Raw genomic sequence first — 20,930 nt, forward strand, 5'->3', positions numbered from 1 at the left:
TGACGCTCACAACGGCAAGGAGCCAGTTATGACCCATGTCGACATCCCTTTCCTTCGTTACCTCGATGCGGAAGGGTGCCCGGTCGCCACCTTACCGACCTGGCTGGACAAGGCGATACTGCACACCTTCTACCGCAATATGGTGATGGTGCGCAGCTATGACAAAAAAGCGATTGCGCTGCAACGAACCGGCAAACTCGGTACTTTTCCCTCCCATCTCGGCGCAGAAGCCGTGGGGATTGGCATTGGTCTCGCCATGCAGCCGCAGGATGTCTACGTTCCCTACTATCGAGACATGCCCACCCTCTATGTGCGGGGCGTGCCGATGGAGAAAAACCTGCAATATTGGGGGGGGGACGAGCGGGGCAGTTATTTTCTCAAACCCGATGGGACTCCCTCTGAAGATCTCCCCATCTGCGTCCCCATCGCCACCCAGATCACCCACGCCTGCGGTATTGCCTCGGCCTTCAAACTGCGTAATCAACCGCGGGTTGCCGTAGTCACCATCGGCGATGGCGGTACCTCCAAGGGGGATTTTCTGGAGGGGCTCAACTGCGCCGGTGTCTGGCACCTGCCGATGGTCATCATCGTCAACAACAACCAGTGGGCCATCTCGGTGCCACGCAAACTGCAATCGAGCGCTCCTACGCTGGCCCAGAAGGGGATTGGCGCCGGGGTGCGCAGTCTGCAGGTGGATGGCAATGATGTGGTGGCGGTCTACGATGCCGCCCGCAGTGCCGTCGAACGGGCCCGCAGCGGCAAGGGGCCGACCCTGATAGAAGCGGTCAGTTATCGCCTCGGCGATCACACCACGGCCGACGATGCCACTCGTTATCGCGATGGGGCCGAGGTCGAGGCCGCCTGGGCGAAAGAGCCGGTCAAGCGGCTACGCCAGTTTATGCATAGCAAAGGGTGGTGGGATGAGGAGCAGGAGCAGAGCCTGCTGGCGGAGGCTACCCGAGAGGTAGAGCAGGCGGTCGCCCGTTATGAGGCGATGGCGCCCCAGCCGCCGGAGGCGATGCTCGATTATCACTACGCCAGCCTGCCCGCCGAACTCGTGCCCCAGCGCGAGCGAGTGATTGCCAAGGGGATGAAGCAGGAGGTTGGCCATGAGTGAGATCAGTTTGCTGGAAGCGGTCAACATGGCCCTTCACTACGAGATGGAGCACGACCCGGATGTGGTGGTGCTCGGCGAGGATGTGGGGGTCAACGGCGGGGTGTTTCGCGCCACCGTGGGCCTGCGCGACAAGTTCGGTTTCAAGCGGGTGATCGACACGCCGCTGGCCGAGGGATTAATCGCCGGGGTGGCGGTCGGCATGGCGACCCAGGGGCTCAAGCCGGTGGCTGAGTTCCAGTTTCAGGGTTTCATCTTCCCTGGGATGGAGCAGATCATCTGTCAGGCGGCGCGGATGCGAAACCGCACCCGTGGCCGCCTCTCCTGTCCCCTTGTCTATCGCTCCCCGTATGGCGCGGGCATTCACTCGCCAGAACACCACAGCGAGAGTGTCGAGGCGCTGTTTGCCCATATTCCGGGGCTACGGGTGGTGATCCCCTCCAGCCCGAGACGTGCTTATGGCCTGCTGCTCTCCGCCATCCGCGATCCGGATCCCGTGATGTTTTTTGAACCTGACCGCATCTATCGCTCGATGAAATCCGAGGTGGTGGATGACGGTGTCGGCTTGCCGCTGGATGTCTGTTTCACCCTGCGCCCGGGCCGGGATATCACGGTAGTGGCCTGGGGGGCCTGCATTCAGGAGGTGATGCGGGCGGCGAACCTGCTGGCCGAGCAGGATATCCAGTGCGAGGTGCTGGATCTGGCCACCATCAAGCCGCTGGATATGGAGACCATCCTCACCTCGGTACGCAAGACCGGCCGTTTACTGGTGGTACACGAGGCGTGCGGCAGCTTCGGGGTCGGGGCCGAAATCGTGGCGCGGGTGACCGAGCAGACACTTCCCAGCCTCAAGGCGCCACCCAAACGGTTGACCGGGGTGGATGCAGCTGTTCCCTACTATCGCAACGAAGCGTATTACCTCATCACCGAGCAGGATATCGCCGATGCGGCTCACCAGCTGATGGAGAACCAGTGGCTATGAAATTTTTCAAATTACCGGATCTGGGTGAAGGGTTGGCCGAAGCCGAGATCGTCGAATGGAAGGTGAGTGCCGGTGATACCGTTGCGGTCGATCAGGTGCTCTTGTCGGTGGAAACGGCCAAGGCGCTGGTGGATGTACCCTCTCCGGTAGCCGGGGTGATTGCCCGTCTCTGCGGCGCCGAGGGGGATATCCTCCATATCGGTGCGCCGCTGGTGGAGTTCGAGGGGGGCGAAGATGATGGCACTGTGGTGGGCAAGGTGAGCGCCCATCAGCAGCATATCGAGGATCACTTCGTGGTGGGGGCCATTGCCCCGGGGGGAGCGCTGGTGCAAGCCATGCCAGCGGTGCGACTGCTGGCACAAAAACTGGGTCTGGATATCGACCGGCTCAAGGGAAGTGGCAGCGGCGGCATGGTGACCGAGCTGGATGTGCAGCAGGCATTCGAGTCACAGCAGAGCAGTGGCAACGAATTCCTCAAAGGGTCACGGCGTGCCATGGCCAAGGCGATGGAGCTCTCTCATCAGACTGTGGTGCCGGTCAGCATCACCGATGAGGTGGATTTGCGTCACTGGCGGCCTGATGAGGATGTGACGGTGCGCCTTATCAAGGCCATTGGCGTGGCGTGCCGCGCCGAGCCCTCGATGAATGCCTGGTTTGATGGCGACACCCTGTCACGGCGGCTGTTCAAAGAGGTCAATGTGGCCATCGCGGTGGATTCAAAGCATGGCCTTTATGTGCCGGTGATGGAGAACGTGGCCGAGCGGGAGGGGGCGGATATCCGGCAGGGGCTGGATCGGATGATCGCCGATGTGAAGGCGCGCGCCGTGCCGCGCGAGATGTTGCAGGGGGCGACCATTACGCTCACCAACTTCGGCGCCATCGCAGGCCGCTATGCCAGCCCCATCGTGACGCCGCCGCAGGTGGCCATCATAGGGGCAGGCAAACTGTTCGAAAAAGTGGTGTTCATCCATGGTGAAGCGCGTCCCGTCAGAGCATTGCCGCTGTCGATGACATTTGACCACAGAGCCTGTACTGGCGGGGAGGCGGCTCGTTTTCTCAAAGCGCTGGTCGAAGCGTTGGAAGCAGCGACCTTATAACAGTTTGTGCCCTGCCGTTGGCAGGGCACAAATTTGTTTGCGTAATCTACAAAGCCACGTATAATCCAAACCAGCTTGAAAGGGCGATAGTTATGTCAATGAATACGATGTTTCACATCTTGTCCTGTTGTTCATAAGTTAATCCCGTTTTTTGAGCTTTACCCGCTGAAAAGCATAAGTAATTATTTTGAATACAGGTTTAAAAGATATGTCTAACATGATCACCGGTACCGTTAAGTTTTTCAACGAAACCAAAGGTTTTGGCTTCATCCAGCAAGAAAACGGCCCGGACGTTTTCGTTCACTTCAGCGCCATTCAAGGTAACGGTTTCCGTACCCTGGCTGAAGGTCAGCGCGTACAGTTCTCTGTGACCCAAGGTCAGAAAGGCCCGCAGGCTGAGAACGTAACCGCTCTGTAATTCTTACAGAATTTAAGAAAGCCGTGGTACCTCTGGTGCCACGGCTTTTTGTTTATCTGGCTTCTGCTACTGACTCCCATGTGCTGAATCATGCTGCTATCGCTCTTGCTTGCTGCCACCTTGACTCCGACTTCAGATACGCCGGTACCGGTTCAATCCGCGATGGAAGCGCAGGTGATCTGCCAGCAATTTGTCCAGATCCGGATGGGTGCCGCACAGCAACCTGATGAGGTGAATGCGCGACTGGTCCCTGAAAGGGAGGGGGAGTGGCTGGTGGATGGTAAAGTAAAAGGACCCGAAGGTCCTTTGCTGTTTGCCTGTCATCTTCACCAAGGGGAGCGCTGGGAGCTACTCAACTTTTCACTTTGGGCACCACAGCCGATCAAAGTGGTTTGAGTGCGACCAGTAGATGTTGCAGGTGTTCAACCATGGTCATGCCAAACGGGGTGAGATAGCCGCCATCTTCTGCGCTGATGAGCCCCTGTTGATGCAGACGGGCTGCCGCCTGGCACAACTCTTCAGACATATCGCTGCGTAATTTAATCCCCAAGCTCATGTTGGCCGGATCAAAGCATGCCAGTATTTTCAAATCGTTCACGAATTCGTTAGAAACCTGGTCGATCCCAATCATGGATTTACTCCTTACGCTAAAGATGTATGCAAACTAGCATCCCCGGATCCACTTTAGTGGGGGCTGGCTCAAATTATTGATCTTTGGCTGGATGCTGCGTTTCAAATGCTGTTTTTTTCGGCGTAATCAGATGGTTGGCTGACAGCTTCGCCAAGGGCCGAGCCGGGCCAAACGTGGTAGGATAGGGGAATTCTTTATATCGGACGGTCCATTGGCGGCTGTTCGCCCAGTCCAAGGTATTGCTCATGGTCAAGATCACGCTGGTATCCCTGCTGCATTCACACACCGCCACTTTCCCTGTTTACCCAGTCTCCTTGCTGACCTCCTTGTTGGAGGGCCATGAGGGAGAGGTGTGGCTACCTGCCCGCAAGGGGGGCGACATTACCCATCTTCGCAAACATGCTAAAGGGGCTCGCGCCCGCGAGCTGGCAAATCTCGATGCCGGTTGGTGCGATTTTATATCTGGTCAGGAAGGGGCGACTGCGGAGCTGGATGCGCTGGCCAACTACGACACCGAGATGATGGACAACTTGCAGATGTACTGGCATAGCGCGGGCAAGATCAACAGCCCGATCACAGATAATTTGTTCGAACTTCGTCGCGAAGTGGTGGATGAGGCCCATGGCGAAAAGCTTGCCGCTCTCTGGGAGCAACAACAACAGCAGCGATTTGAGCAGTTGATGAAAAGTGCGGCTGACGGTCGGGATCAACTCTGTTTCGTCGAAGTAGAGTCTGCCTACTGGCTGCGACAGAAGTTGAGCGAGCAACCTGATGTAGAGCTGATCACCCCGACCTTTTAATCAGGTCTGGAAGGTGGGTGAGACGTTTTATTCGCCGCCCTGCTCTATCCTTATGAGCGTTGCTGTTTCCCCGACGGGAGTCAGGAGGCGGCAAGCTGGACAAGCTGACCACAAGATGTGAACATGGCGCCCTTTATCGAGAGAGAGACTTGGCCAATGAGCTATGAACTGAGCGACACCGAGCGCAATGCCGCGCTGCAACTGAACGCTGACTACCGTTACGATCACTTCATCAGCAAGCTGGTCGAGCATGAAGAGCTGTTCGTCCTCACTGACGAGCATGGCGTCATGATGCTGACCACCGATGATGAAGATTGCATCCCGGTATGGCCGCACCCGGAGTACGCCAAGGCGTGGGCCGAAGGCGAGTGGGCCGATTGCAAACCACAGTCCATCACCCTCAAGGTGTGGCTGGAGCGGTGGATTGACGGCATGGAGCAGGACGAGCTGTGTGTTGCCGTGTTCCCGACCCCGGATCAGGAAGGCATCGTACTGGAGCCGGCTGACGTGGCTGACGCCATTGCCGAGAAGCAGGCCAAACGCGGCTGATCACCGAGCTATTCGCAACACCGGTTGCCAACAAAGACCCCGCTATCTGGCGGGGTCTTTGTTTTAGGTCTGTTTGCCAAACGAGTTGTGGCTATCAGGGCTGGCGATAGGTGGTGTCGATGATGGGCTCGGCCGGGAAAGTCTTGCCACTCTTGATGGCTGCCCTGGTCTCGGATTTTAGCTCTTCATCAATCCACAGCAGACCGCCATAGCTGTAACCGCTGTTGTCGCCACCGAGTGGCCAATAGAGCTGCTCGCTCTTGGGCGTTGCTGGTACTTTTGGCAGTTTGATCCAGCGCCATGCCCCTTCCCGGGTGTAGGGCACCTGATACGCAGGCACGAAGCTGGCCAGCTCATAGAGCCGCTGCTGGATCTGCCGTGACAGGGCCGCTTTTTTGGCAAAGTCGAACTCCTTGTCATACTGCTCCACCAAGGCTGTGATGGCGTCGTCATCGATGTTCATGATGTTGTTGGTCTGGGGCTTGTTGGCGTTGACCTTGTGGAAGAACTCCCAATAGGCGGGATAGCGGCTACCCGCCCAGGCCATCAAGGCGCTCTGGTGCTTTTTCTCCAGCATCGATTTGAAACCGGCCGATGCATCCATCAGGTTGAGCTCCAGATTAAGCCCCGCCTTTTTGGCCTCTTCCCGCAGCAGTGTGAGCCGCTGGGCGTGCTCTGCGGTGGTGTAGGTGATGGCGAGGGTCAGTGACTGCCCCTTGTCGTTTTGCAAAATCCCCTGCGGCCCCACTTTGTTAAAGCCTGCCTTGGCAAAGTATTCCCGTGCCAGTTGGGGATCGAACGGACGGGCCTTGATCTCGCTGTTGGTAAATTCACCCTGACCTGAGCCATAGCTGTTGAGGCGTTGGTAATCCCCCCGCAGTAGGGTAGCGAGCATTCTGTCGAAATTGAGGGCATGCTGGATGCCGAGGCGAACATCGAGATTGCGCAGCAGCGGATCGGCGGTGTTGAGATAGAGCCCCATCGGCGGTTGCGGGGTCTGGTTGTAGAACCAGCGCCGCTCGATATACCCCTTCTCGAACTCGGCGGTGTTGGTCTTGTCGTGCCACCAGTTGGGGATCACCAGCGGGAAGCTGTCGAGATCGCCGCGCAGGAAGTGCTGCCAGGCGATGTTCAGATCCCTGAGCACCTTGATCTCGATCCGCGCAGGATTGAAGCGATGCTGGAAGTAGCGCTCGTCATCCCCCCACCAGTTTTCAATCCGCTTGAAGGTGACCGATTTGCCCTTTTTCACCTGATCGATCTGATAGGGACCGGTGACCGGCAACACCTTCCAGTTGTACTCCTTGACCCAGTTGGCGGTGAGCTTGATGGCGTGGCTCGGCTCCGGGCTGATGGGCAGCGATTCGAGCAGATCCTGGCGGCTCTTTTCGGTGCCGCTGGTGATGGCCAGGGTGTGATCATCAAACTTGGTTATGTCTGCTATCTGGGTGCTGTAGTAGTTGTTGTACCAGGGGTCGTTGATCTCCTTGCTGCGCATCATCTTGAGGGTAAAGAGCCAGTCATCGGCGGTGACCGGTTGGCCATCTGACCAGCGTGCCTTGGGATTGATGCGAAAATAGAGGGTCTTGTTGTCGGCGCCGAAGGCCCACTCGTTTGCCAGCATCGGCATGGGGTTGCCGGTGACGGGATGAGTGCTCAGCAGTGGCAGGTTGGTTTCCCGCACGTAACCGGCAAAGCCGCCGTTGGAGTCGGGGCCATATTTGCGCAGGGTCAGGGGGAAGCTGGTCATAAAGGTGCGAAAGGTGCCGCCGCGTTTGGCGGCCGGATCGGCATAGAGAGGGTCCTGGTTGTTGCTCTCCCACTTCAAGTCAGCGGGCAGTGTGGCACTCCAGCCAAACGGGCTCCAGCACAGGGTCAGGGTGATGGCGGTGGCGCGAATGATAGGGGGGAGGCGGCGCCCCCCGGCGGTGATGGTCGATGGCATGTCCTTGCTCTCCTGAAGTCTGCTTCCTGCAGATCACACACTGGTGATGTCAGTCCCGATGGGGACTGGCTCATCATGAAAATTTTATCCTGTCAGGTCAATGAAATAGCGTAAATGGGCAGGCGCTCATCATGTCGCTCTCTGTGGTTTGAACCAGCGCAGTCGGCTACCCAGCAGATGGACCACAAAGCCGAGCAGCACCAGAGCTGAGCCCAGCCACTGCAAGGGTGTTGGATGTTCATCGAGCAGCAGCGCTGCCGTGACCATGCCGACACAGGGGATCAGCAGGGAGAGCGGTGCCACCTGCGCCACCGGATAGCGCATCAGCAGTCGTCCCCACAGGCCGTAACCCAGCCAGGTCGCGACATACGAGAGATAGAGCACGCACAGCAATCCCTGCCAGCTGAAGTCGCGCAGGCTGCTGGCCATCAGCTCCGGCCCTTCGAACAGCCAGGAGAGGGCGAAAAATGGCAGGATGGGCACCAGACCGCCCCAGGCGATCAGGCTCGGCAGCGTGGTCTGGTAGCGCAGACCAATCTGGCGATTGATGACGTTGCCAAGGCCCCAACAGGCGGCGGCACACAGCGTCAGGATAAACCCGAGCAAGGTCAGGTTGCCTTCACCGTGAGTGGCGATGAGATAGAGGCCGAATCCCGCCAAGGGCAGCGCCACCCAGTGGTGGGATTGCCAGCGCTCCCCCAGCCAGATCATTGCAAAAAGCAGGGTGAACACCACCTGGGATTGCAGCACCAGCGAGGCCATACCTGCGGGCATGCCGAATTTCATGGCACTGAACAAAAATGCGAATTGACCGAGGCTGATGGCGCCGCCATAGGCCAGCAGCCAGCGCCAGGGCATGGCGGGTTTGGGTACCAGCAAGATGGCGGGGAAGACCACGCCGATAAAGCGCAGCGCACCCAGCAGCAGTGGGGGGATCCCCTCCAGCCCCCACTTGATGGCCACGAAGTTAAGCCCCCAGCAGAGGATGACCAGAGCGGCCAGAAACTTGTCTTTGGTGTGCATGCGGTGTCCTTCGGTCTGTGGCCTCTGCCATGAGAGGCCAAAAGAGGACGAGCATACCCCCGCCAGGGTGGGCGCCGTCAAGCCGACCGGCGGGGGAGCAACCCGGCAACGGGGGCCAGGTGCGATTCAGGCAGAGACGCAGTGCACTGTGATGCCGCGTGCGGCCAGGGTGGCCCGCATGGGGGCGGGCAGGGCATCGTCGGTAACCAGCACCTTGATCTGGCCCGGCGCGCCAAGCTGGCTCGGGTGGATGGCGCCAAATTTGCTGCTGTCGGTGATCACCACATTGGTCATCCCCTTGGCCAGCACGCTGTTGACCACGTCGGCCCGCATCATGTCGCGGCCGGTAAAGCCCATCTCGGGATGAAAACCGTCGACCCCGATAAAGGCCTTGGAGAAGTGCACCTGCTCGATGCAGAGGCGCGTGAGCGGCCCCACCACGCTCTCGCTCTGATGCTGGAACAGCCCGCCGAGCAGCACCACCTGAGCCGGGGTATCTTTGAGCAGATGGGCGATATAGCTGCTGATGGTGATGATGGTGACCCGTTTGTGCAGGGCCAGATGGCGCGCCAGCATGGCGTTGGCACTGCCCCCTTCGATAAAGACCGTTTCGCCATCTTCCACCAGCTGGGCGGCCCGCTCGGCGAGGCGCTCCTTGAGCAGGTAGTTGATGTTCATCCGGGCATCGGGGTCATCGGTCTCCAGCGCCATGGCCGAGCCGTGTACCCGTCTGAGCAGTCCCTGTTTCTCCAGCGCGGTGAGGTCGTTGCGCACCGTCACCTCAGACACACCTGTGTGTCGGGAGAGTTCACTCACGCTCATCTTGCGAGCCTGATGGACCAGAGTGAGGATCAGTTGGTGGCGTGGATTCATGGTGCGCTCGCATGCAAGGTGGTGGATAGCGGCAAGCCACCCGAGGGTGGCTTGCCAATCATATGACGTCACAGGCGCCATGGGGAGCGCCCCGTCAGAGACTGTGCTCGGTGCGGGCGATGATATCATCTTGCGCATCCGGGGATAAGGCGGTGAAGAAGGCTGAATAGCCCGCCACCCGTACCACCAGATCCCGGTATTGATCCGGATTGGCCTTGGCTGCCAGCAGGGTTTCCCGCGAGACGATGTTGTACTGCACGTGCCACCCCTTGTGCACCTCGAAGAAGGTGCGCAGCAGGCTCATCAGCTTGGCCTTGTCCCGCTCGTTCTCAAGGCTCGCCGGACTCAGCTTCTGGTTGAGCAGCACCCCGCCGAGGATGGCCGCCGTGGGCAGCTTGCCGATGGAGTTGAACACCGCCGTCGGGCCGAGACGATCCGAACCCGACGAGGGGCTGGCCCCTTCCGCCAGCGGCGTGCGGGCGTGGCGGCCATCCGGGGTGGCCATGGTGGCGGCACCGAACGGCACGTTGGCGGAGATGGAGGAGGTGCCCGCATAGTAGGTACCGCCGATGGGGCCGCGGCCGAAGCGGGTGTTGTGCAGCCCCTTGAGCTCGTCGATGTAGCTCTGGTAAGCCTTTACCAGCAGCATGTCTACCTCATCCAGATCGTTGCCATATTTGGGGGCGGCATTGGTGAGGCGCTGGCGCAGCTGCTCCCCCGCCAGTCCTGAAAAATCTTGCTCGAGTGCTTCGGCCAGCTCTTGCTGATCCACTATCCCCTGTTCGAACACCAGTTTCTTTAGGGCAGCCAGGCTGTTACCAAGGTTGGCGATCCCCACCTGCAGACCTGAGACCCAGTCATAGACGGCGCCCCCCTCCTTGATGGTCTTGCCGCGTTCGATGCAGTCATCCACCAACGTGCTGCAGAGGATGTCATGGGCTTGAGCCTCCAGCACGCTGTCGACCACGCAGTCGATCTCGATGGATTTGCGGGTGAAGTAGCGCACCTGCTCATCCCAACGGGCCATCACCTCGTCAAAGTTGCCAAAGGTCCCTTCCCGCAGCGACTGGGATTGGGGCAGGAAGACCTTGCCGGTGGTGGCATCGCGGCCACCATCAAGGGAGGCCAGCAGGATGCGGGCGAAGTTGATAAAGCTCATGCCGGTGCAGCGGTAGCCCCACTTGCCGGGCACGGCGGTCTCGATGCAGCCGATGGCGGCGTAGTGGTGGGCATCCTCCACGCTCACCCCGAGCTTGATGAACTCGGGGATCACCACCTCGTCGTTGTTGAAGGCGGGCATGCCAAAGCCGCAGCGGATCACTTGAATGCAGGCGTCGAGGAAATCCTCGCTCATCCCGGCGTGGTAGCGCACCGAGAGGTTGGGCTGGGTGGAGCGCAGCTGGCCACAGGACTCCAGAATCGCGTAGGAGAGGCCATTGACCGCGTCATGGGCTGCACCATCCCGCCAGTTCTGGCCGCCGATGGTGACGTTCTGATAGAGCGGGCTGCCGGCGGATGCCTTGGAGTGGGTGCCGGAGCGGATCTTGTTCACCTCCAGCAACTTGAGCCAGCACCCTTGCAGCAGCTCGATGGCGCGCGTCCGAGGCAGGGATTCCGACAATTCCACCTCGCGGCGATACCAGGGGTAGAGGTACTGATCCATCCGGCCAAACGACACCGAGTGACCGTTGGATTCGATCTGCAGGATGAGCTGGATAAAGTAGCAGAGCTGCAGCGCCTGCCAGAAGGTCTCGGGGGGCTGGTGGGCGATGTGGGCGCAGTTGAGCGCGATGGTCTCAAGCTCGTTTCGGCGCTCGGGGCGAGATTCTTGTGCTGCCATATCATGGGCAAGTGCGGCGTAGCGCGAGATGTGAGCGCTGACCGCATCCAGAGTGATGGCGACGGCGTGCAGGAACTGCTCGCGCTGCAGATCGGCCCAATCCGCCAAATCCAGCCGACTGCGGCGCTCGGCCACCTTGGCCTTGAAGCCATCGAGCCCCAGCGTGAGCAGCTCCTCATAGTTGACCGCGAGGTGGGCATCCCCCGAGGTCATGTTGCCCTCGGCCTTGATGATGCCGCTCTCCAGCAGCGCTTTCTGCTCGTCGGTAAAGAGGCCGAAGCAGCGATCCTGCACCGTCTGGCCGCGCCAGAAGGGGGTGAGGGCGTGGATGATCGCCTTGTCGGTTTCGCTGACTGCAAAACCGGCGCCGGGGCGATCTGCCAGCTCGTCGACCTCCTTCTCAATCCAGCTCACCGTGTATTCGGGAAAGAGCGGCGCCGCCCGTACCTGACTGGCCTGATTGCCGACGATCAGCTCGTCGTGCTTGATCCAGATGGTGCGTTCCTTGAGGTGATGGGCCAGAGCCAGGGCGCGGCGCACCGGCAGCGGCCGGGCGAGATGAGTCTGATAGGCCTCGGTATAGTGGCGGGCCCGCTCGGTACAGACCGGCGGCTGAACGATGTGGATCAGGCTCTCTTTGTGGGCGCGGATCCGCGGGCTCAGGGTATTGAGGTCGAGCTGGGTCATGATCTTATCCTCTGGTCACAGGGGTCAGCCCCTGACGTTGGGCGTATGCGTGGGCAAAGTGGAGTAAATCGGGGTCGTCAAACGGTGTCTCAGGCGCCTGATAGGGCAGATCCAGCAGGGCATATTTGCCCATCCCCAGCGTGTGGTAGGGGAGGAAGTGGATCTCCTGCACCGTGCCGAGGCTGGCAGCGGTGTCGGTGATGGCTTCGATCGATGCGTGGTCGGCATTGAAGCCGGGAATGAGTGGCACCCGGATCTGCATCGGCACGCCGCGCTCGGCGAGGCGCTTGAGGTTCGCGATGGGCAACTCCACCTTGCCGCGGGTCCAGTGGAAGAAACGTTCTTTATCCACGTGTTTGAGGTCCGCCAGCAGCAGATCCAGTGAGGGAAGGCTTTGCTCAATCTGGTGCCAGGGCACATGCAGGCAGCTCTCGACCGCGGTGTGCAGCCCTTCGGCCTTGCAGCGGGCCAGCAGGTTGGCAGCAAATTCGGGCTGCATAAACGGTTCGCCACCTGAGAGGGTGACGCCACCGCCGCTGCGCTCGAAGAAGGGGCGATCCCGCAAGATGGTGTCCATCAGGGTATCCAGGGTTTCATCGCGGCCGCACACCTGCAGCGCTTCGCTTGGGCAGAGGCCGCGCAGCCGTTCCATATCATCGGCCTTGAGGGCAGAACGGCTGAGCTGGATGCCCTCGCTGTCACGCAAGATTGCCGGACAAGCCTGGCTGCAGAGCTGGCATCCCTCGATGCACTGGCGCCGGTCGAGTAGTATGTCCGGCTTGGGAGAGCGGCTTTCCGGGTTTTGACACCAGCGACAGGCCAGCGAGCACCCCTTGAGAAACACCAGGGTGCGAATGCCGGGGCCATCGTGAGTTGAATATCGTTGCAGGTCGAAAATCATACCGCCTCCTTTTGTATTTGCATTCTATTTGCTTTCATTCGAAAGTTGATTTGATTTCGATCAAGCTGTTTGCAGATGTTTTCTCGCTAGAATGGCGACATATTGAACATCCCGTTAAGGAGTTAGAGATGGAGCTGTATCTCGATACCGCCGATGTGGCGGCAGTGCGTCGCTGGTCACGGATCCTGCCGTTGGCCGGTGTCACCACCAATCCTTCCATTACCGCCGCCGGGGGATTGCCGCTCTGTGAGCTGCTGCCCGCCTTGCGCGATGTGCTGGGGCCCAAGGCGCGCCTGTTTGCCCAGGTGATGGCCAAAACCGAAACCGAGATGGTGCGCGAGGCGTTCGCTCTGCGTGAGCTGGACCCGGATCTGGTGATCAAAATCCCGGTATGCGCAGAGGGGCTGGCGGCCATCAAGAGCCTGACCGCCAACGGTGTGCCGACTTTGGGCACCGCTGTCTATACCCCGCTGCAGGGTTGGCTGGCGGCGGTGGCGGGGGCAGAGTACGTGGCGCCCTACGTCAACCGGCTGGATGCCCAGGGGGGTGACGGCATCGCCACCGTGCAGGAGCTGCAACAGCTGCTTGCGCTGCACGCGCCGAACAGCAAGGTGCTGGCGGCATCGTTCCGTACCCCGCGCCAGGCGCTCGACTGCCTGCTGGTGGGTTGCCAGTCCATCACTCTGCCGCTCGATGTGGCGGAGCAGCTGATGAACGTGCCAGCGGTGGATGCGGCGCTGGTGAAGTTCGATCAGGATTGGCAGCGCGCTTTCGGTCGCTGATTGCCTGATTGCAGTGACAGATGGGGGAGGGTGAGGAGACGCAGGAGGGGATTGGGATTGACCGACTAGACTTGTAATAGGCAGTCAGATGCGCTGGCTGCCTTGCGATCTACCGGAGGTATCCCATGAGCGACCATCTGCTGCTCCCCCATGGTGAAGATCTGCGACGTGCGGTGCGCTGGCTCAGTGAGCACCACCAGTACGATATCGCCGCCATCGAAGAGGCCAGCCTGCGTTTCGATCTCTCGCCGTTGGATGAGGAGTTTCTGATCCGGCACTGGCTCGATAGCCAGCGCCAGTCGTGAGGACAGAGTTAGAAGAAGTTGGTGAGGTTGATGCCAAACTCTTTGGGGTCGACCGTGCACTCGATGCTCTCCTTCACACTCGATCTGGCCAGATCCAGCCACTGCACATCGAGGTAGTGGCGCTGGGAAGCGTGATAGATCACCTTGACCACCGGCTTGAGCGGCTGCTGCTCGTTGCGCTGCATCACGATGGCCAACCGCTGGTTTGAAAGCTGTACCAGCGTTCCCACCGGATAGACCCCCATGCACTTGATGAACTTGGTGACCAGTTCGGCATCGAAGTGCTGGTTGACTCCCTTTAGCAGAATGCGAAAGGCCTGGGTGGGTTGCATGCCAGCCTTGTAGACTCTGTCGGCAGTTACTGCGTCATAGACATCGACAACACCGCTCATGCGGGTATAGAGGGAGAGTTCATCCCCCTTCAGCCGCTGCGGGTAGCCAGTACCATCGAGCCGCTCGTGGTGGTTGGCGGCTACTTCCAGCATGGTTGGGGTGATGCCGGGGGTATTGCGGAGAATGTCGTAGCTATGCACCACATGCTGGCGCATGATGGCAAACTCCTCGTCGGTCAGCTTGCCCGGTTTGTTGAGCACCTCGTCCGGCGTCATGATCTTGCCCACGTCGTGCAACAGCCCTCCCAGAGTCAACTCCTTGAGCACGCTGCGCTCCAGCCCCAGATAACGGCCGAAGTTGGCCAGCAGGATGGCCACGTTCATGGAGTGCTCCATCAGATAGGCATCCTTGGCACGAATACGGGCCAGGCAGAGCATGGCATCGCCATGGGTGAACATGGTGTCCACCATCTCCTCGGCGACTTTGGCGAGCGGAGTGATGTCGATGGGCTCACCCGCTTTGAGGTGGCGAATGAACTTGCCTTGCAGCTCGCGCGCTTCCTGATAGAGGCGGCGGATTTTAAGCTCCCGTCCTTCGCCGTTGGCACTGGCCCGGCGCCCTACCTGGGCGCTGTTGGCATTGAGATCGGGGGAGGTAACGGCGTCACTCTCGGTACTGCCCAGCTTGCTGCGGGCCAGATCGATGCGTACCGTGAGCACCCCCTGACGCACCAGATTGGCAATTTGCGCCACGCTGGTCACCAAGCCCATCTGGGCGATCTCCATCCCACCTGTCTGGCTGGCGATAGCAATGACATACATGCCGGGTTTCAGCTGGTTGACGGGAATGACGGGATAGGATGCTTGAGACTTCATGAGGGCTTCCTGACTCTTATTATTATGAGTATCGTGCGGATGGATCACACCGGAGAAGTGTAACATCGGATGACCAGTTCGTCATAATTGGCAACCCCTTAACAGTGGCGTTGTCGCCCCCGCCCGATATAATGACGCCCCTTTACTTGTTGGACTCCGAGGTTGTGAATGCGGCTTGATAAATTTCTGTGCGATTGTTCCGATTTGACCCGCTCGCTGGCAGGCAAACTGATCCGTCAGGGCGAGGTCATGGTGGATGGTATTGTGGTCAAGCAGCCCGCCTTCCATATCAATGAGCAGAGCCAGATCGAGTTTGACGGCGTGCTGCTGACGCTGGAGCAGCGCAACCGCTATTTCATGCTGCACAAGCCGGAAGGGTATGTCTGCTCCAACGAGGATCCGGATCACCCGACCGTCTTCTTCCTGATGGATGAACCGGCGATGGGCAAGCTGCACGTAGTGGGTCGCCTCGACCTCGATACCACGGGTCTGGTGCTGGTGACCGATGACGGTCAATGGTCCCACCGCATCACCTCGCCGCGCCACGAGTGTGCCAAGACCTATCACGTCTGGCTGGCCGATCCGGTGAGCCCGGATGCAATCGAGCTGTTCGCCGAAGGGGTCTACCTGCGTAACGAGACCGATAAAACCCGTCCTGCCCAGCTGGAAATTCTCGGCGAGTGCGAGGCCCGCCTGACCATCCACGAAGGCAAGTACCATCAGGTCAAGCGGATGTTTGCCTCCATCGGCAACAAGGTCGTTGGCTTGCATCGCGAGCGGGTGGGCGGTTTGACGCTGGATGAAGATCTGGCACCCGGTGAATACCGCGAGCTGACCGCTGAGGAGATTGCCCTGTTCTGATCAGGGGGGGCCGGGTGTCAGTGAGTGCTGAAACCCAGCACCAGCGCGGTGCCCAGGGTGGCAATCAGTGCCCCCGCCCAGGCGGCAATGGATGGCCGCTCCCCCGAGTGCCACCACAACAGCGGCAGCAGCAGTACCGGTGTGGTAGAGGAGAGAATGGCCACCATGCCCACCTCGCCCTGCCGCAGCGCCATCAGGATCAGCGTCATCCCCAGCCCCATCGCCAGAAAACCGTTGGTGGCAATCATGGCGAGGATCTGGCGATTGACCGGTTTGAGCGGCATGGCCAGCGGCAAGCGCCCAAGCCGCAGGACGCAGTGGGCCAGCAGGGCACTGCCCATTCGGATACCCGATGCACTCACCGCATCCACCTCACCACTCATCATCACCGGCTTGGCGATGATGGCCCCCACGCTCTGACACAGTGCCGCCGTCAGGCCAAGGCCAATCCCCAGCGCCAGATTGCCACGGATCTGCTCCCACTCGTTGCTGCTACTGCGTCTGCCAAACAGGATCGCCAGCATCACGCCAGCAAAGACCAGCATGGCCCCCAGCAGTCGCCAGCCTGTCAGCTGTTCATTAAAGAGCCACAGCCCAAGCAGGGCGGAAAACAGCGCATGGCAGGAGAAGAGCAGGGCACTGCGTCTTGGCCCCAGCCGGTTCATGCAGGCAAACAGCGCCGTATCGCCCACGAAGATGCCGACCAGCCCCGAGATGGCGAGCAGGGGCAGGGCGCTTGCGGTGAGGGTTTGCCAGCCACCGGTGAGCAGACTCATGGTGCCGAGCATCAGGCTGACCAGAAACATGCGCCAGCGGCTGTAGGCAAATGCGCCGAGATGACGGGCCGGTTTGACCGAAATTAGCGCTGCAATTGCCCATAAACTGGCCGACGCGAGGGCCAGCCACTCATAACCCATAAAAACTCCTGAAAAAATTAACCCGAAAGACTCCATCTCCCGGGCAAGCCCGATACAATACGGGGCGTTTTCGGGGATAACAAGAGCGGTATCAGGCATTCATCAGGCGCGCCGTCGGCCTTCCCCTCCTGCAGTGGTTTTATTCGAGGTTTTGTCATGAGGTATGGTTTCTTCCCCAAGCTGGCGCAACGCTGGCTCTCCCCGCTATTGCTTGCCGTGCTGGCAGGGCCCCTGGCCCATGCCACCACCGTTGAGCAGCAGCCTTTGCTTGCCGATCGGCAAACCCTGGTCAAGGGCAACGGTGCCGAGCCGGAGTCGCTGGATCCTGCGCTGGTGCGCTCCGGTTTTCCGGGTGAGGCGGTACTGGTCGATCTGTTTGAAGGGCTGGTCAGCGAAGATGAGCAGGGGCATATCGTCCCCGCTCAGGCCCAGCGCTGGGAGGTGAGTGAAGATGGGCTGGAGTGGCGATTCTTCCTGCGCCCCCAACTGAAGTGGTCCAATGGCGAGCCGCTGGTGGCCGCTGATTTTGTCTATGCCTGGCGCCGTCTGCTCGATCCGGCCATCAACTCTCCCTCTGCCGGATTGCTGCTGGCCACGGGGATCAACAATGCGCAATCCATCTATGCCGGCGCGCTGGAGCTCGGCAATCTGGGCATTGAAGCGCAAAGCGATCAGATCCTGAAAATCACCCTGGAGCGGCCGGCTCCCTATTTCCTGCAGCTCATCAGTCAGCGCCCCTTTGTGCCGGTCAATCAGAAGGCGATTGCCAAATTCGGCAAACAGTGGACCGAGCCCGGCAAGCTGGTGAGCAATGGTGCCTACCGGCTGGCAAGCTGGACGCCAAACGAGCGGATCGAAGCCGAGCGCAATATCCACTACTGGGATGACTTTCACACCCGTATCGGGCGTGTCACCTACCTGCCGATCACCTCGCAACATGCCGAACGGCTGCGCTATGAGGCTGGTGAAATCCAGCTTACCAACAAGGTCTCCCTCGGCTATTACCAGAAGATGAAGCGCGAATATCCGGAGCGGCTCTGGGGCTTGCCGCTGTTTGGCACCTATCTCTATGCGTTCAATTTGAAGCGCCCCGAACTGCAGGATGTGCGGGTGCGTCAGGCGCTCTCCATGGCGGTTGATCGACAGCAGCTCATTGAATCAGTGAGCGGGCAGGATGAACAGGCGGCATGGTCGCTGTTGCCGGAGATGCCGGGTTACCCCCGGGTGATATTGCCTGTGGCGCTTGAAGATATGCCAACCCGCCAGGCCAAAGCGGCAGCGCTGCTGTCAGCGGCCGGGTATAACAGTGCGAATCCACTCAAGCTGAGCATTACCTACAACAGCGCAGAAACCCACAAGCAGATGGCGATGGCCATTGCCGCCATGTGGCAGAAGCTGGGGGTACAGGTCACCCTCAGCAGTCTGGAGTGGGGCGCCTATCAGGTGGCCAAGGATAGCGGTGATTTCCAGGTGGCCAGAAGCTTCCTGTTTGGCGATTACGTGGAGCCATCAGCCATGCTGGGCAGCTTCCGTTGTCAGGATCTGCGCAACGAGAGCGGCTACTGCAATCCCGACTTTGATCTGATGCTGGAGCAGGCAGCCAATACGCTGGACAGCGCGAGCCGGGTTGAACTCTACCGGCATGCCGAACAGTTGCTGCTTGAGGAGGCGCCGATCCTCCCCGTGTATCATTACAATCAGATGAGACTGGTCGATCCCGCGCTGCGAGGGCTGCCCAGCCAGAATTTGAAAGGGACGATTGCCACCAAGGATCTCTATTTCAGCCCGCAGTGAGGAGCATTTCATGAAACTTGCCATCATTTCCGACATCCACGGCAGCATCATTGCGTTGGAGCGGGTGCTGACCCAACTTGACTCCTGGCAGCCGGATCACTATCTGCTGCTCGGCGATCTGCTCAACCATGGCCCGCGTAATCCTCTGCCGGAAGGGTATAACCCGGCGGCAGTGGCTGACAGGCTCAACGAGCTTGCGCCACAGATCATCGCGGTGCGGGGCAATTGCGATTCCGAAGTGGATCAGATGCTGTTGCGCTTTCCCATCACCGCCCCCTACAACCAGTTGCTGATCGATGAGCGGCGCTGGTTTGTCAGCCACGGTCATCTTTATCGCCCGGACGAGGTACAGCTACCGGCGGGTAGTCTGTTCATGAGCGGCCACACCCATGTACCTGTGCTGGAGTGGCAGGGGGAGCGGGTATTGATGAACCCGGGGTCGATCTGTTTCCCGCGCGGCGAGTTGCCTGCCAGTTACGGGAGCTATGAGGACGGGGTACTGCGCGTCAATGCGTGTGAGGACGGGCGAGAGTTGTTGCGACTGGTGCTTTAAAACGGAGTGCAAAAATGCAAGGCCTGATAAGAGATGTCAGGCCTTGATACCGTAAGAGCGGGTGCCAGAGCGAGTGTTACCCTTGGCGTCATAGGTCAGGCTGTTGCGATCACGCAACTGACTCAGAAAGGTTGCCAGACGACGGTTGGAGACGATGCTCAATTCAAGCAAGCGACCGTTGATATCATTTTGTGCCTGGCAGGCATCCAGTTTTGCGCGAAGCTGCGCCATCTCGTCGGGATAGGCTGCTAGCTGCAGTGCCAGTTCCGGCATCTCTGCCAGTGTCTTGTCCAGAGTTTCTATCGCAGCAAGCAATTGCTGTTTGCGCTCGGTCAGTGCAGGCAGGGCCAGTGCCTGATGCTGCTCGAGCAAGCTGAACTCCTCTTCCAGAATGCCTTGCATCTGGCTAAGGTAATCATCTTGGGTGTGCAGTAACGAAGGTAAGTCCATCATCCCAGAACTTTGTCCAGATTGGCCTCGAAACTGAACATCTTCTTGGCTACAGCGTCGCTGTTAACCTGATATTCGCCACTCGCGACGGCTTTTTTCAGTCGTTCAACCTTGCTCTCGTTGCCGGTTGAGGCGGTATTGAGGTTCTGTTGCATTTTTTGCAATTGTTGCGCCTCACTGGTCAAGGAGACGGAGTCCAGCTTGACAGTGGTCGCTTTGTTTTCGGGCGATGAGGTGACTGACTTGCTGCCTGTCCCTTGGCTATTAGCGGTATTTTGCAACCGATTATTCGCCAAGTTGTTGATATTGTTGATGGCCATTTTAGTTACCTTCGTCTGCTTTAAGATTTGCTTACCTGTTTATCGGTGCGGCAGGTCAAAACTTTAGAAAAAAAATTGTCAGGCTCCAGATATCAAAAAGTGACTGATGCGGCACCGACTGCTGTGACTTTACCTTCCACCGTTTTGCCGGAGCGAATATTGACGAGTTTGATGATCTCTCCGAAACTGCCATCTTGCAAGGCTCGGGCCATGGTTTTGATCTGGAAGTTGCTGTTTTCGGCTGTCAGGGTGACCTGATCCCCTTTACATATCACGCAAACCTGGCTCAAGCGGATGGGCTGTCCCGGTTTGATCTCCCGCTTGCTGCGTACCCCAATCAAAGGGGCCGGGTTGGTCAGATAGTCACCACGGATCAGGGTTTGATCCTGAAACGCCACTACCAGCTTGCTTTCATTCAGCAGATCCCCTTTGGCAATGGGGTCGGTGACAGTAACAAAGGGTTTTTGAATACTGACCCTTACCGGTAAGTAGACATCCCAGGGTTTTTCTTCCTCACACTTCATGTAAACAGTTGTATTACGACGAATTTCCATTTTTGCTGGCAAGCTGATGGTCAACAGATCATCGCAACGGGTTAGCGGGAGTCTCTCATCAAGGGTCGCGGCAGTGACCTCTGCTCTGGCATCCAGCGGCAGATCGAGTTGACCATAAACGAACTCTTGTGCCTGCTCTCTCAGATAGGTTGTGACATCCGAGGCATGGCTCGAGGATATGCTGCCAAAAAAGAGGCTGATGAGTAAAAGTCGGTTAATCATTTTCGCTCGTCGGTCGATAAGTTGTTCACGCATATCACCATATTTAACTATGATTGCTTCAGAATCTGTTTGTTGTCACATCGATAGTCTGACGCAATCCATCA

At 59.1% G+C, this 20,930-nt stretch carries 23 protein-coding genes; 12 read left to right on the top strand and 11 right to left on the bottom strand.

Annotation, left to right across the window (positions count from 1 at the left end):
* Window positions 1-28 precede the first annotated feature (28 nt).
* The 5 genes from pdhA to G5182_RS13000 all read left to right on the top strand — a co-directional run bounded on the left by pdhA (window position 29) and on the right by G5182_RS13000 (window position 4,007).
* Complete coding sequence (gene pdhA / locus G5182_RS12980; protein WP_041209832.1) at window positions 29-1,117, top strand: pyruvate dehydrogenase (acetyl-transferring) E1 component subunit alpha; 1,089 nt, start codon at window positions 29-31, stop codon at window positions 1,115-1,117.
* Window positions 1,110-2,096 carry an alpha-ketoacid dehydrogenase subunit beta gene (locus G5182_RS12985; protein WP_227340854.1) on the top strand — a complete coding sequence of 329 codons (987 nt, stop codon included), beginning with the start codon at window positions 1,110-1,112 and terminating at the stop codon, window positions 2,094-2,096. Before pdhA ends, G5182_RS12985 begins: the two co-directional genes overlap by 8 nt.
* On the top strand, window positions 2,093-3,193 hold the full coding sequence (locus tag G5182_RS12990; RefSeq protein ID WP_227340853.1) for a dihydrolipoamide acetyltransferase family protein: 1,101 nt from the start codon (window positions 2,093-2,095) through the stop codon (window positions 3,191-3,193). The genes G5182_RS12985 and G5182_RS12990 overlap by 4 nt, the downstream gene beginning before the upstream one ends.
* 208 nt (window positions 3,194-3,401) lie before the next feature.
* The gene (locus tag G5182_RS12995) at window positions 3,402-3,611 is read left to right on the top strand and encodes a cold-shock protein (RefSeq protein ID WP_005302803.1); all 210 of its coding nucleotides are present in this window, start codon (window positions 3,402-3,404) and stop codon (window positions 3,609-3,611) included.
* Between the two features lie 90 nt (window positions 3,612-3,701).
* On the top strand, window positions 3,702-4,007 hold the full coding sequence (locus tag G5182_RS13000) for a hypothetical protein (protein WP_227340852.1): 306 nt from the start codon (window positions 3,702-3,704) through the stop codon (window positions 4,005-4,007).
* Here the strand turns inward: G5182_RS13000 and G5182_RS13005 are convergent.
* On the bottom strand, window positions 3,994-4,242 hold the full coding sequence (locus G5182_RS13005) for a TIGR02647 family protein (RefSeq protein ID WP_005334209.1): 249 nt from the start codon (window positions 4,240-4,242) through the stop codon (window positions 3,994-3,996). The genes G5182_RS13000 and G5182_RS13005 overlap by 14 nt on opposite strands.
* Before the next feature lie 245 nt (window positions 4,243-4,487).
* Between G5182_RS13005 and G5182_RS13010 the strand changes: the two genes are divergently transcribed.
* Both G5182_RS13010 and G5182_RS13015 read left to right on the top strand, forming a co-directional pair.
* Entirely contained in the window at window positions 4,488-5,042 is a 555-nt protein-coding gene (locus G5182_RS13010; RefSeq protein ID WP_227340850.1) for a hypothetical protein, read from the top strand.
* A 156-nt stretch (window positions 5,043-5,198) separates the two neighbouring features.
* Window positions 5,199-5,591: a DUF2750 domain-containing protein gene (locus G5182_RS13015; RefSeq protein ID WP_227340849.1), complete on the top strand. Its 393-nt coding sequence runs from the start codon at window positions 5,199-5,201 to the stop codon at window positions 5,589-5,591.
* 94 nt (window positions 5,592-5,685) lie between these two features.
* Here G5182_RS13015 and G5182_RS13020 read toward each other — a convergent pair whose 3' ends face one another.
* The 5 genes from G5182_RS13020 to G5182_RS13040 form a co-directional block, all read right to left on the bottom strand.
* The gene (locus G5182_RS13020) at window positions 5,686-7,536 is read right to left on the bottom strand and encodes an extracellular solute-binding protein (protein WP_227340848.1); all 1,851 of its coding nucleotides are present in this window, start codon (window positions 7,534-7,536) and stop codon (window positions 5,686-5,688) included.
* Between the two features lie 129 nt (window positions 7,537-7,665).
* Entirely contained in the window at window positions 7,666-8,559 is an 894-nt protein-coding gene (locus tag G5182_RS13025; RefSeq protein ID WP_216954125.1) for an EamA family transporter, read from the bottom strand.
* Between the two features lie 126 nt (window positions 8,560-8,685).
* A complete protein-coding gene (locus G5182_RS13030; RefSeq protein WP_005344496.1) occupies window positions 8,686-9,432 on the bottom strand; it encodes a DNA-binding transcriptional regulator YciT in 747 nt (248 codons plus the stop codon).
* A gap of 94 nt (window positions 9,433-9,526) precedes the next feature.
* A complete protein-coding gene (locus tag G5182_RS13035) occupies window positions 9,527-11,959 on the bottom strand; it encodes a formate C-acetyltransferase/glycerol dehydratase family glycyl radical enzyme (RefSeq protein WP_227340847.1) in 2,433 nt (810 codons plus the stop codon).
* A 4-nt stretch (window positions 11,960-11,963) separates the two neighbouring features.
* Window positions 11,964-12,860 carry a glycyl-radical enzyme activating protein gene (locus G5182_RS13040; RefSeq protein WP_216954122.1) on the bottom strand — a complete coding sequence of 299 codons (897 nt, stop codon included), beginning with the start codon at window positions 12,858-12,860 and terminating at the stop codon, window positions 11,964-11,966.
* Between the two features lie 128 nt (window positions 12,861-12,988).
* Here G5182_RS13040 and fsa point away from each other — a divergent pair, with 128 nt between their 5' ends.
* Window positions 12,989-13,642 carry a fructose-6-phosphate aldolase gene (gene fsa / locus G5182_RS13045; RefSeq protein ID WP_421173088.1) on the top strand — a complete coding sequence of 218 codons (654 nt, stop codon included), beginning with the start codon at window positions 12,989-12,991 and terminating at the stop codon, window positions 13,640-13,642.
* Between the two features lie 125 nt (window positions 13,643-13,767).
* Window positions 13,768-13,947 carry a hypothetical protein gene (locus tag G5182_RS13050; protein ID WP_216954119.1) on the top strand — a complete coding sequence of 60 codons (180 nt, stop codon included), beginning with the start codon at window positions 13,768-13,770 and terminating at the stop codon, window positions 13,945-13,947.
* A gap of 8 nt (window positions 13,948-13,955) precedes the next feature.
* On the opposite strand, the gene G5182_RS13055 is transcribed toward G5182_RS13050, so the two are convergent.
* Window positions 13,956-15,155 (bottom strand): HD-GYP domain-containing protein, encoded by a 1,200-nt coding sequence (locus tag G5182_RS13055; RefSeq protein ID WP_421254433.1) that lies wholly within the window; start codon window positions 15,153-15,155, stop codon window positions 13,956-13,958.
* Between the two features lie 168 nt (window positions 15,156-15,323).
* Between G5182_RS13055 and rsuA the strand changes: the two genes are divergently transcribed.
* Window positions 15,324-16,016, top strand: coding sequence for a 16S rRNA pseudouridine(516) synthase RsuA (gene rsuA / locus G5182_RS13060; protein ID WP_108542280.1), 693 nt, complete (start codon window positions 15,324-15,326; stop codon window positions 16,014-16,016).
* Window positions 16,017-16,033: 17 nt separating this feature from the next.
* Here rsuA and G5182_RS13065 read toward each other — a convergent pair whose 3' ends face one another.
* Window positions 16,034-16,933: a DMT family transporter gene (locus tag G5182_RS13065; protein WP_108542279.1), complete on the bottom strand. Its 900-nt coding sequence runs from the start codon at window positions 16,931-16,933 to the stop codon at window positions 16,034-16,036.
* A gap of 156 nt (window positions 16,934-17,089) precedes the next feature.
* Between G5182_RS13065 and G5182_RS13070 the strand changes: the two genes are divergently transcribed.
* Both G5182_RS13070 and yfcE read left to right on the top strand, forming a co-directional pair.
* The gene (locus tag G5182_RS13070; protein WP_421173086.1) at window positions 17,090-18,727 is read left to right on the top strand and encodes a peptide ABC transporter substrate-binding protein; all 1,638 of its coding nucleotides are present in this window, start codon (window positions 17,090-17,092) and stop codon (window positions 18,725-18,727) included.
* A gap of 10 nt (window positions 18,728-18,737) precedes the next feature.
* A complete protein-coding gene (gene yfcE / locus G5182_RS13075; RefSeq protein ID WP_421173085.1) occupies window positions 18,738-19,280 on the top strand; it encodes a phosphodiesterase in 543 nt (180 codons plus the stop codon).
* Window positions 19,281-19,316: 36 nt separating this feature from the next.
* Here the strand turns inward: yfcE and G5182_RS13080 are convergent, their stop codons facing one another.
* The 3 genes from G5182_RS13080 to flgA form a co-directional block, all read right to left on the bottom strand.
* Entirely contained in the window at window positions 19,317-19,733 is a 417-nt protein-coding gene (locus tag G5182_RS13080; RefSeq protein WP_040066163.1) for a flagella synthesis protein FlgN, read from the bottom strand.
* Window positions 19,730-20,050: a flagellar biosynthesis anti-sigma factor FlgM gene (flgM, locus tag G5182_RS13085; RefSeq protein ID WP_005344518.1), complete on the bottom strand. Its 321-nt coding sequence runs from the start codon at window positions 20,048-20,050 to the stop codon at window positions 19,730-19,732. The genes G5182_RS13080 and flgM overlap by 4 nt, the downstream gene beginning before the upstream one ends.
* Window positions 20,051-20,142: 92 nt before the next feature.
* Window positions 20,143-20,826 carry a flagellar basal body P-ring formation chaperone FlgA gene (flgA, locus tag G5182_RS13090; RefSeq protein ID WP_216954405.1) on the bottom strand — a complete coding sequence of 228 codons (684 nt, stop codon included), beginning with the start codon at window positions 20,824-20,826 and terminating at the stop codon, window positions 20,143-20,145.
* Between the last annotated feature and the right edge of the window lie 104 nt (window positions 20,827-20,930).

The sequence above is a fragment of the Aeromonas sp. 600948 genome (assembly GCF_049174875.1).
Taxonomy (GTDB): domain Bacteria; phylum Pseudomonadota; class Gammaproteobacteria; order Enterobacterales; family Aeromonadaceae; genus Aeromonas; species Aeromonas veronii_A.

What these genes read in the sequence shown, in the direction of transcription:
- pdhA (WP_041209832.1), top strand. Translation starts at nt 29, where the DNA reads ATGACCCATGTCGACATCCCTTTCCTTCGTTACCTCGATGCGGAAGGG.
- G5182_RS12985 (WP_227340854.1), top strand. Translation starts at nt 1,110, where the DNA reads ATGAGTGAGATCAGTTTGCTGGAAGCGGTCAACATGGCCCTTCACTAC.
- G5182_RS12990 (WP_227340853.1), top strand. Translation starts at nt 2,093, where the DNA reads ATGAAATTTTTCAAATTACCGGATCTGGGTGAAGGGTTGGCCGAAGCC.
- G5182_RS12995 (WP_005302803.1), top strand. Translation starts at nt 3,402, where the DNA reads ATGTCTAACATGATCACCGGTACCGTTAAGTTTTTCAACGAAACCAAA.
- G5182_RS13000 (WP_227340852.1), top strand. Translation starts at nt 3,702, where the DNA reads ATGCTGCTATCGCTCTTGCTTGCTGCCACCTTGACTCCGACTTCAGAT.
- G5182_RS13005 (WP_005334209.1), bottom strand. Translation starts at nt 4,242, where the DNA reads ATGATTGGGATCGACCAGGTTTCTAACGAATTCGTGAACGATTTGAAA.
- G5182_RS13010 (WP_227340850.1), top strand. Translation starts at nt 4,488, where the DNA reads ATGGTCAAGATCACGCTGGTATCCCTGCTGCATTCACACACCGCCACT.
- G5182_RS13015 (WP_227340849.1), top strand. Translation starts at nt 5,199, where the DNA reads ATGAGCTATGAACTGAGCGACACCGAGCGCAATGCCGCGCTGCAACTG.
- G5182_RS13020 (WP_227340848.1), bottom strand. Translation starts at nt 7,536, where the DNA reads ATGCCATCGACCATCACCGCCGGGGGGCGCCGCCTCCCCCCTATCATT.
- G5182_RS13025 (WP_216954125.1), bottom strand. Translation starts at nt 8,559, where the DNA reads ATGCACACCAAAGACAAGTTTCTGGCCGCTCTGGTCATCCTCTGCTGG.
- G5182_RS13030 (WP_005344496.1), bottom strand. Translation starts at nt 9,432, where the DNA reads ATGAATCCACGCCACCAACTGATCCTCACTCTGGTCCATCAGGCTCGC.
- G5182_RS13035 (WP_227340847.1), bottom strand. Translation starts at nt 11,959, where the DNA reads ATGACCCAGCTCGACCTCAATACCCTGAGCCCGCGGATCCGCGCCCAC.
- G5182_RS13040 (WP_216954122.1), bottom strand. Translation starts at nt 12,860, where the DNA reads ATGATTTTCGACCTGCAACGATATTCAACTCACGATGGCCCCGGCATT.
- fsa (WP_421173088.1), top strand. Translation starts at nt 12,989, where the DNA reads ATGGAGCTGTATCTCGATACCGCCGATGTGGCGGCAGTGCGTCGCTGG.
- G5182_RS13050 (WP_216954119.1), top strand. Translation starts at nt 13,768, where the DNA reads ATGAGCGACCATCTGCTGCTCCCCCATGGTGAAGATCTGCGACGTGCG.
- G5182_RS13055 (WP_421254433.1), bottom strand. Translation starts at nt 15,155, where the DNA reads ATGAAGTCTCAAGCATCCTATCCCGTCATTCCCGTCAACCAGCTGAAA.
- rsuA (WP_108542280.1), top strand. Translation starts at nt 15,324, where the DNA reads ATGCGGCTTGATAAATTTCTGTGCGATTGTTCCGATTTGACCCGCTCG.
- G5182_RS13065 (WP_108542279.1), bottom strand. Translation starts at nt 16,933, where the DNA reads ATGGGTTATGAGTGGCTGGCCCTCGCGTCGGCCAGTTTATGGGCAATT.
- G5182_RS13070 (WP_421173086.1), top strand. Translation starts at nt 17,090, where the DNA reads ATGAGGTATGGTTTCTTCCCCAAGCTGGCGCAACGCTGGCTCTCCCCG.
- yfcE (WP_421173085.1), top strand. Translation starts at nt 18,738, where the DNA reads ATGAAACTTGCCATCATTTCCGACATCCACGGCAGCATCATTGCGTTG.
- G5182_RS13080 (WP_040066163.1), bottom strand. Translation starts at nt 19,733, where the DNA reads ATGATGGACTTACCTTCGTTACTGCACACCCAAGATGATTACCTTAGC.
- flgM (WP_005344518.1), bottom strand. Translation starts at nt 20,050, where the DNA reads ATGGCCATCAACAATATCAACAACTTGGCGAATAATCGGTTGCAAAAT.
- flgA (WP_216954405.1), bottom strand. Translation starts at nt 20,826, where the DNA reads ATGATTAACCGACTTTTACTCATCAGCCTCTTTTTTGGCAGCATATCC.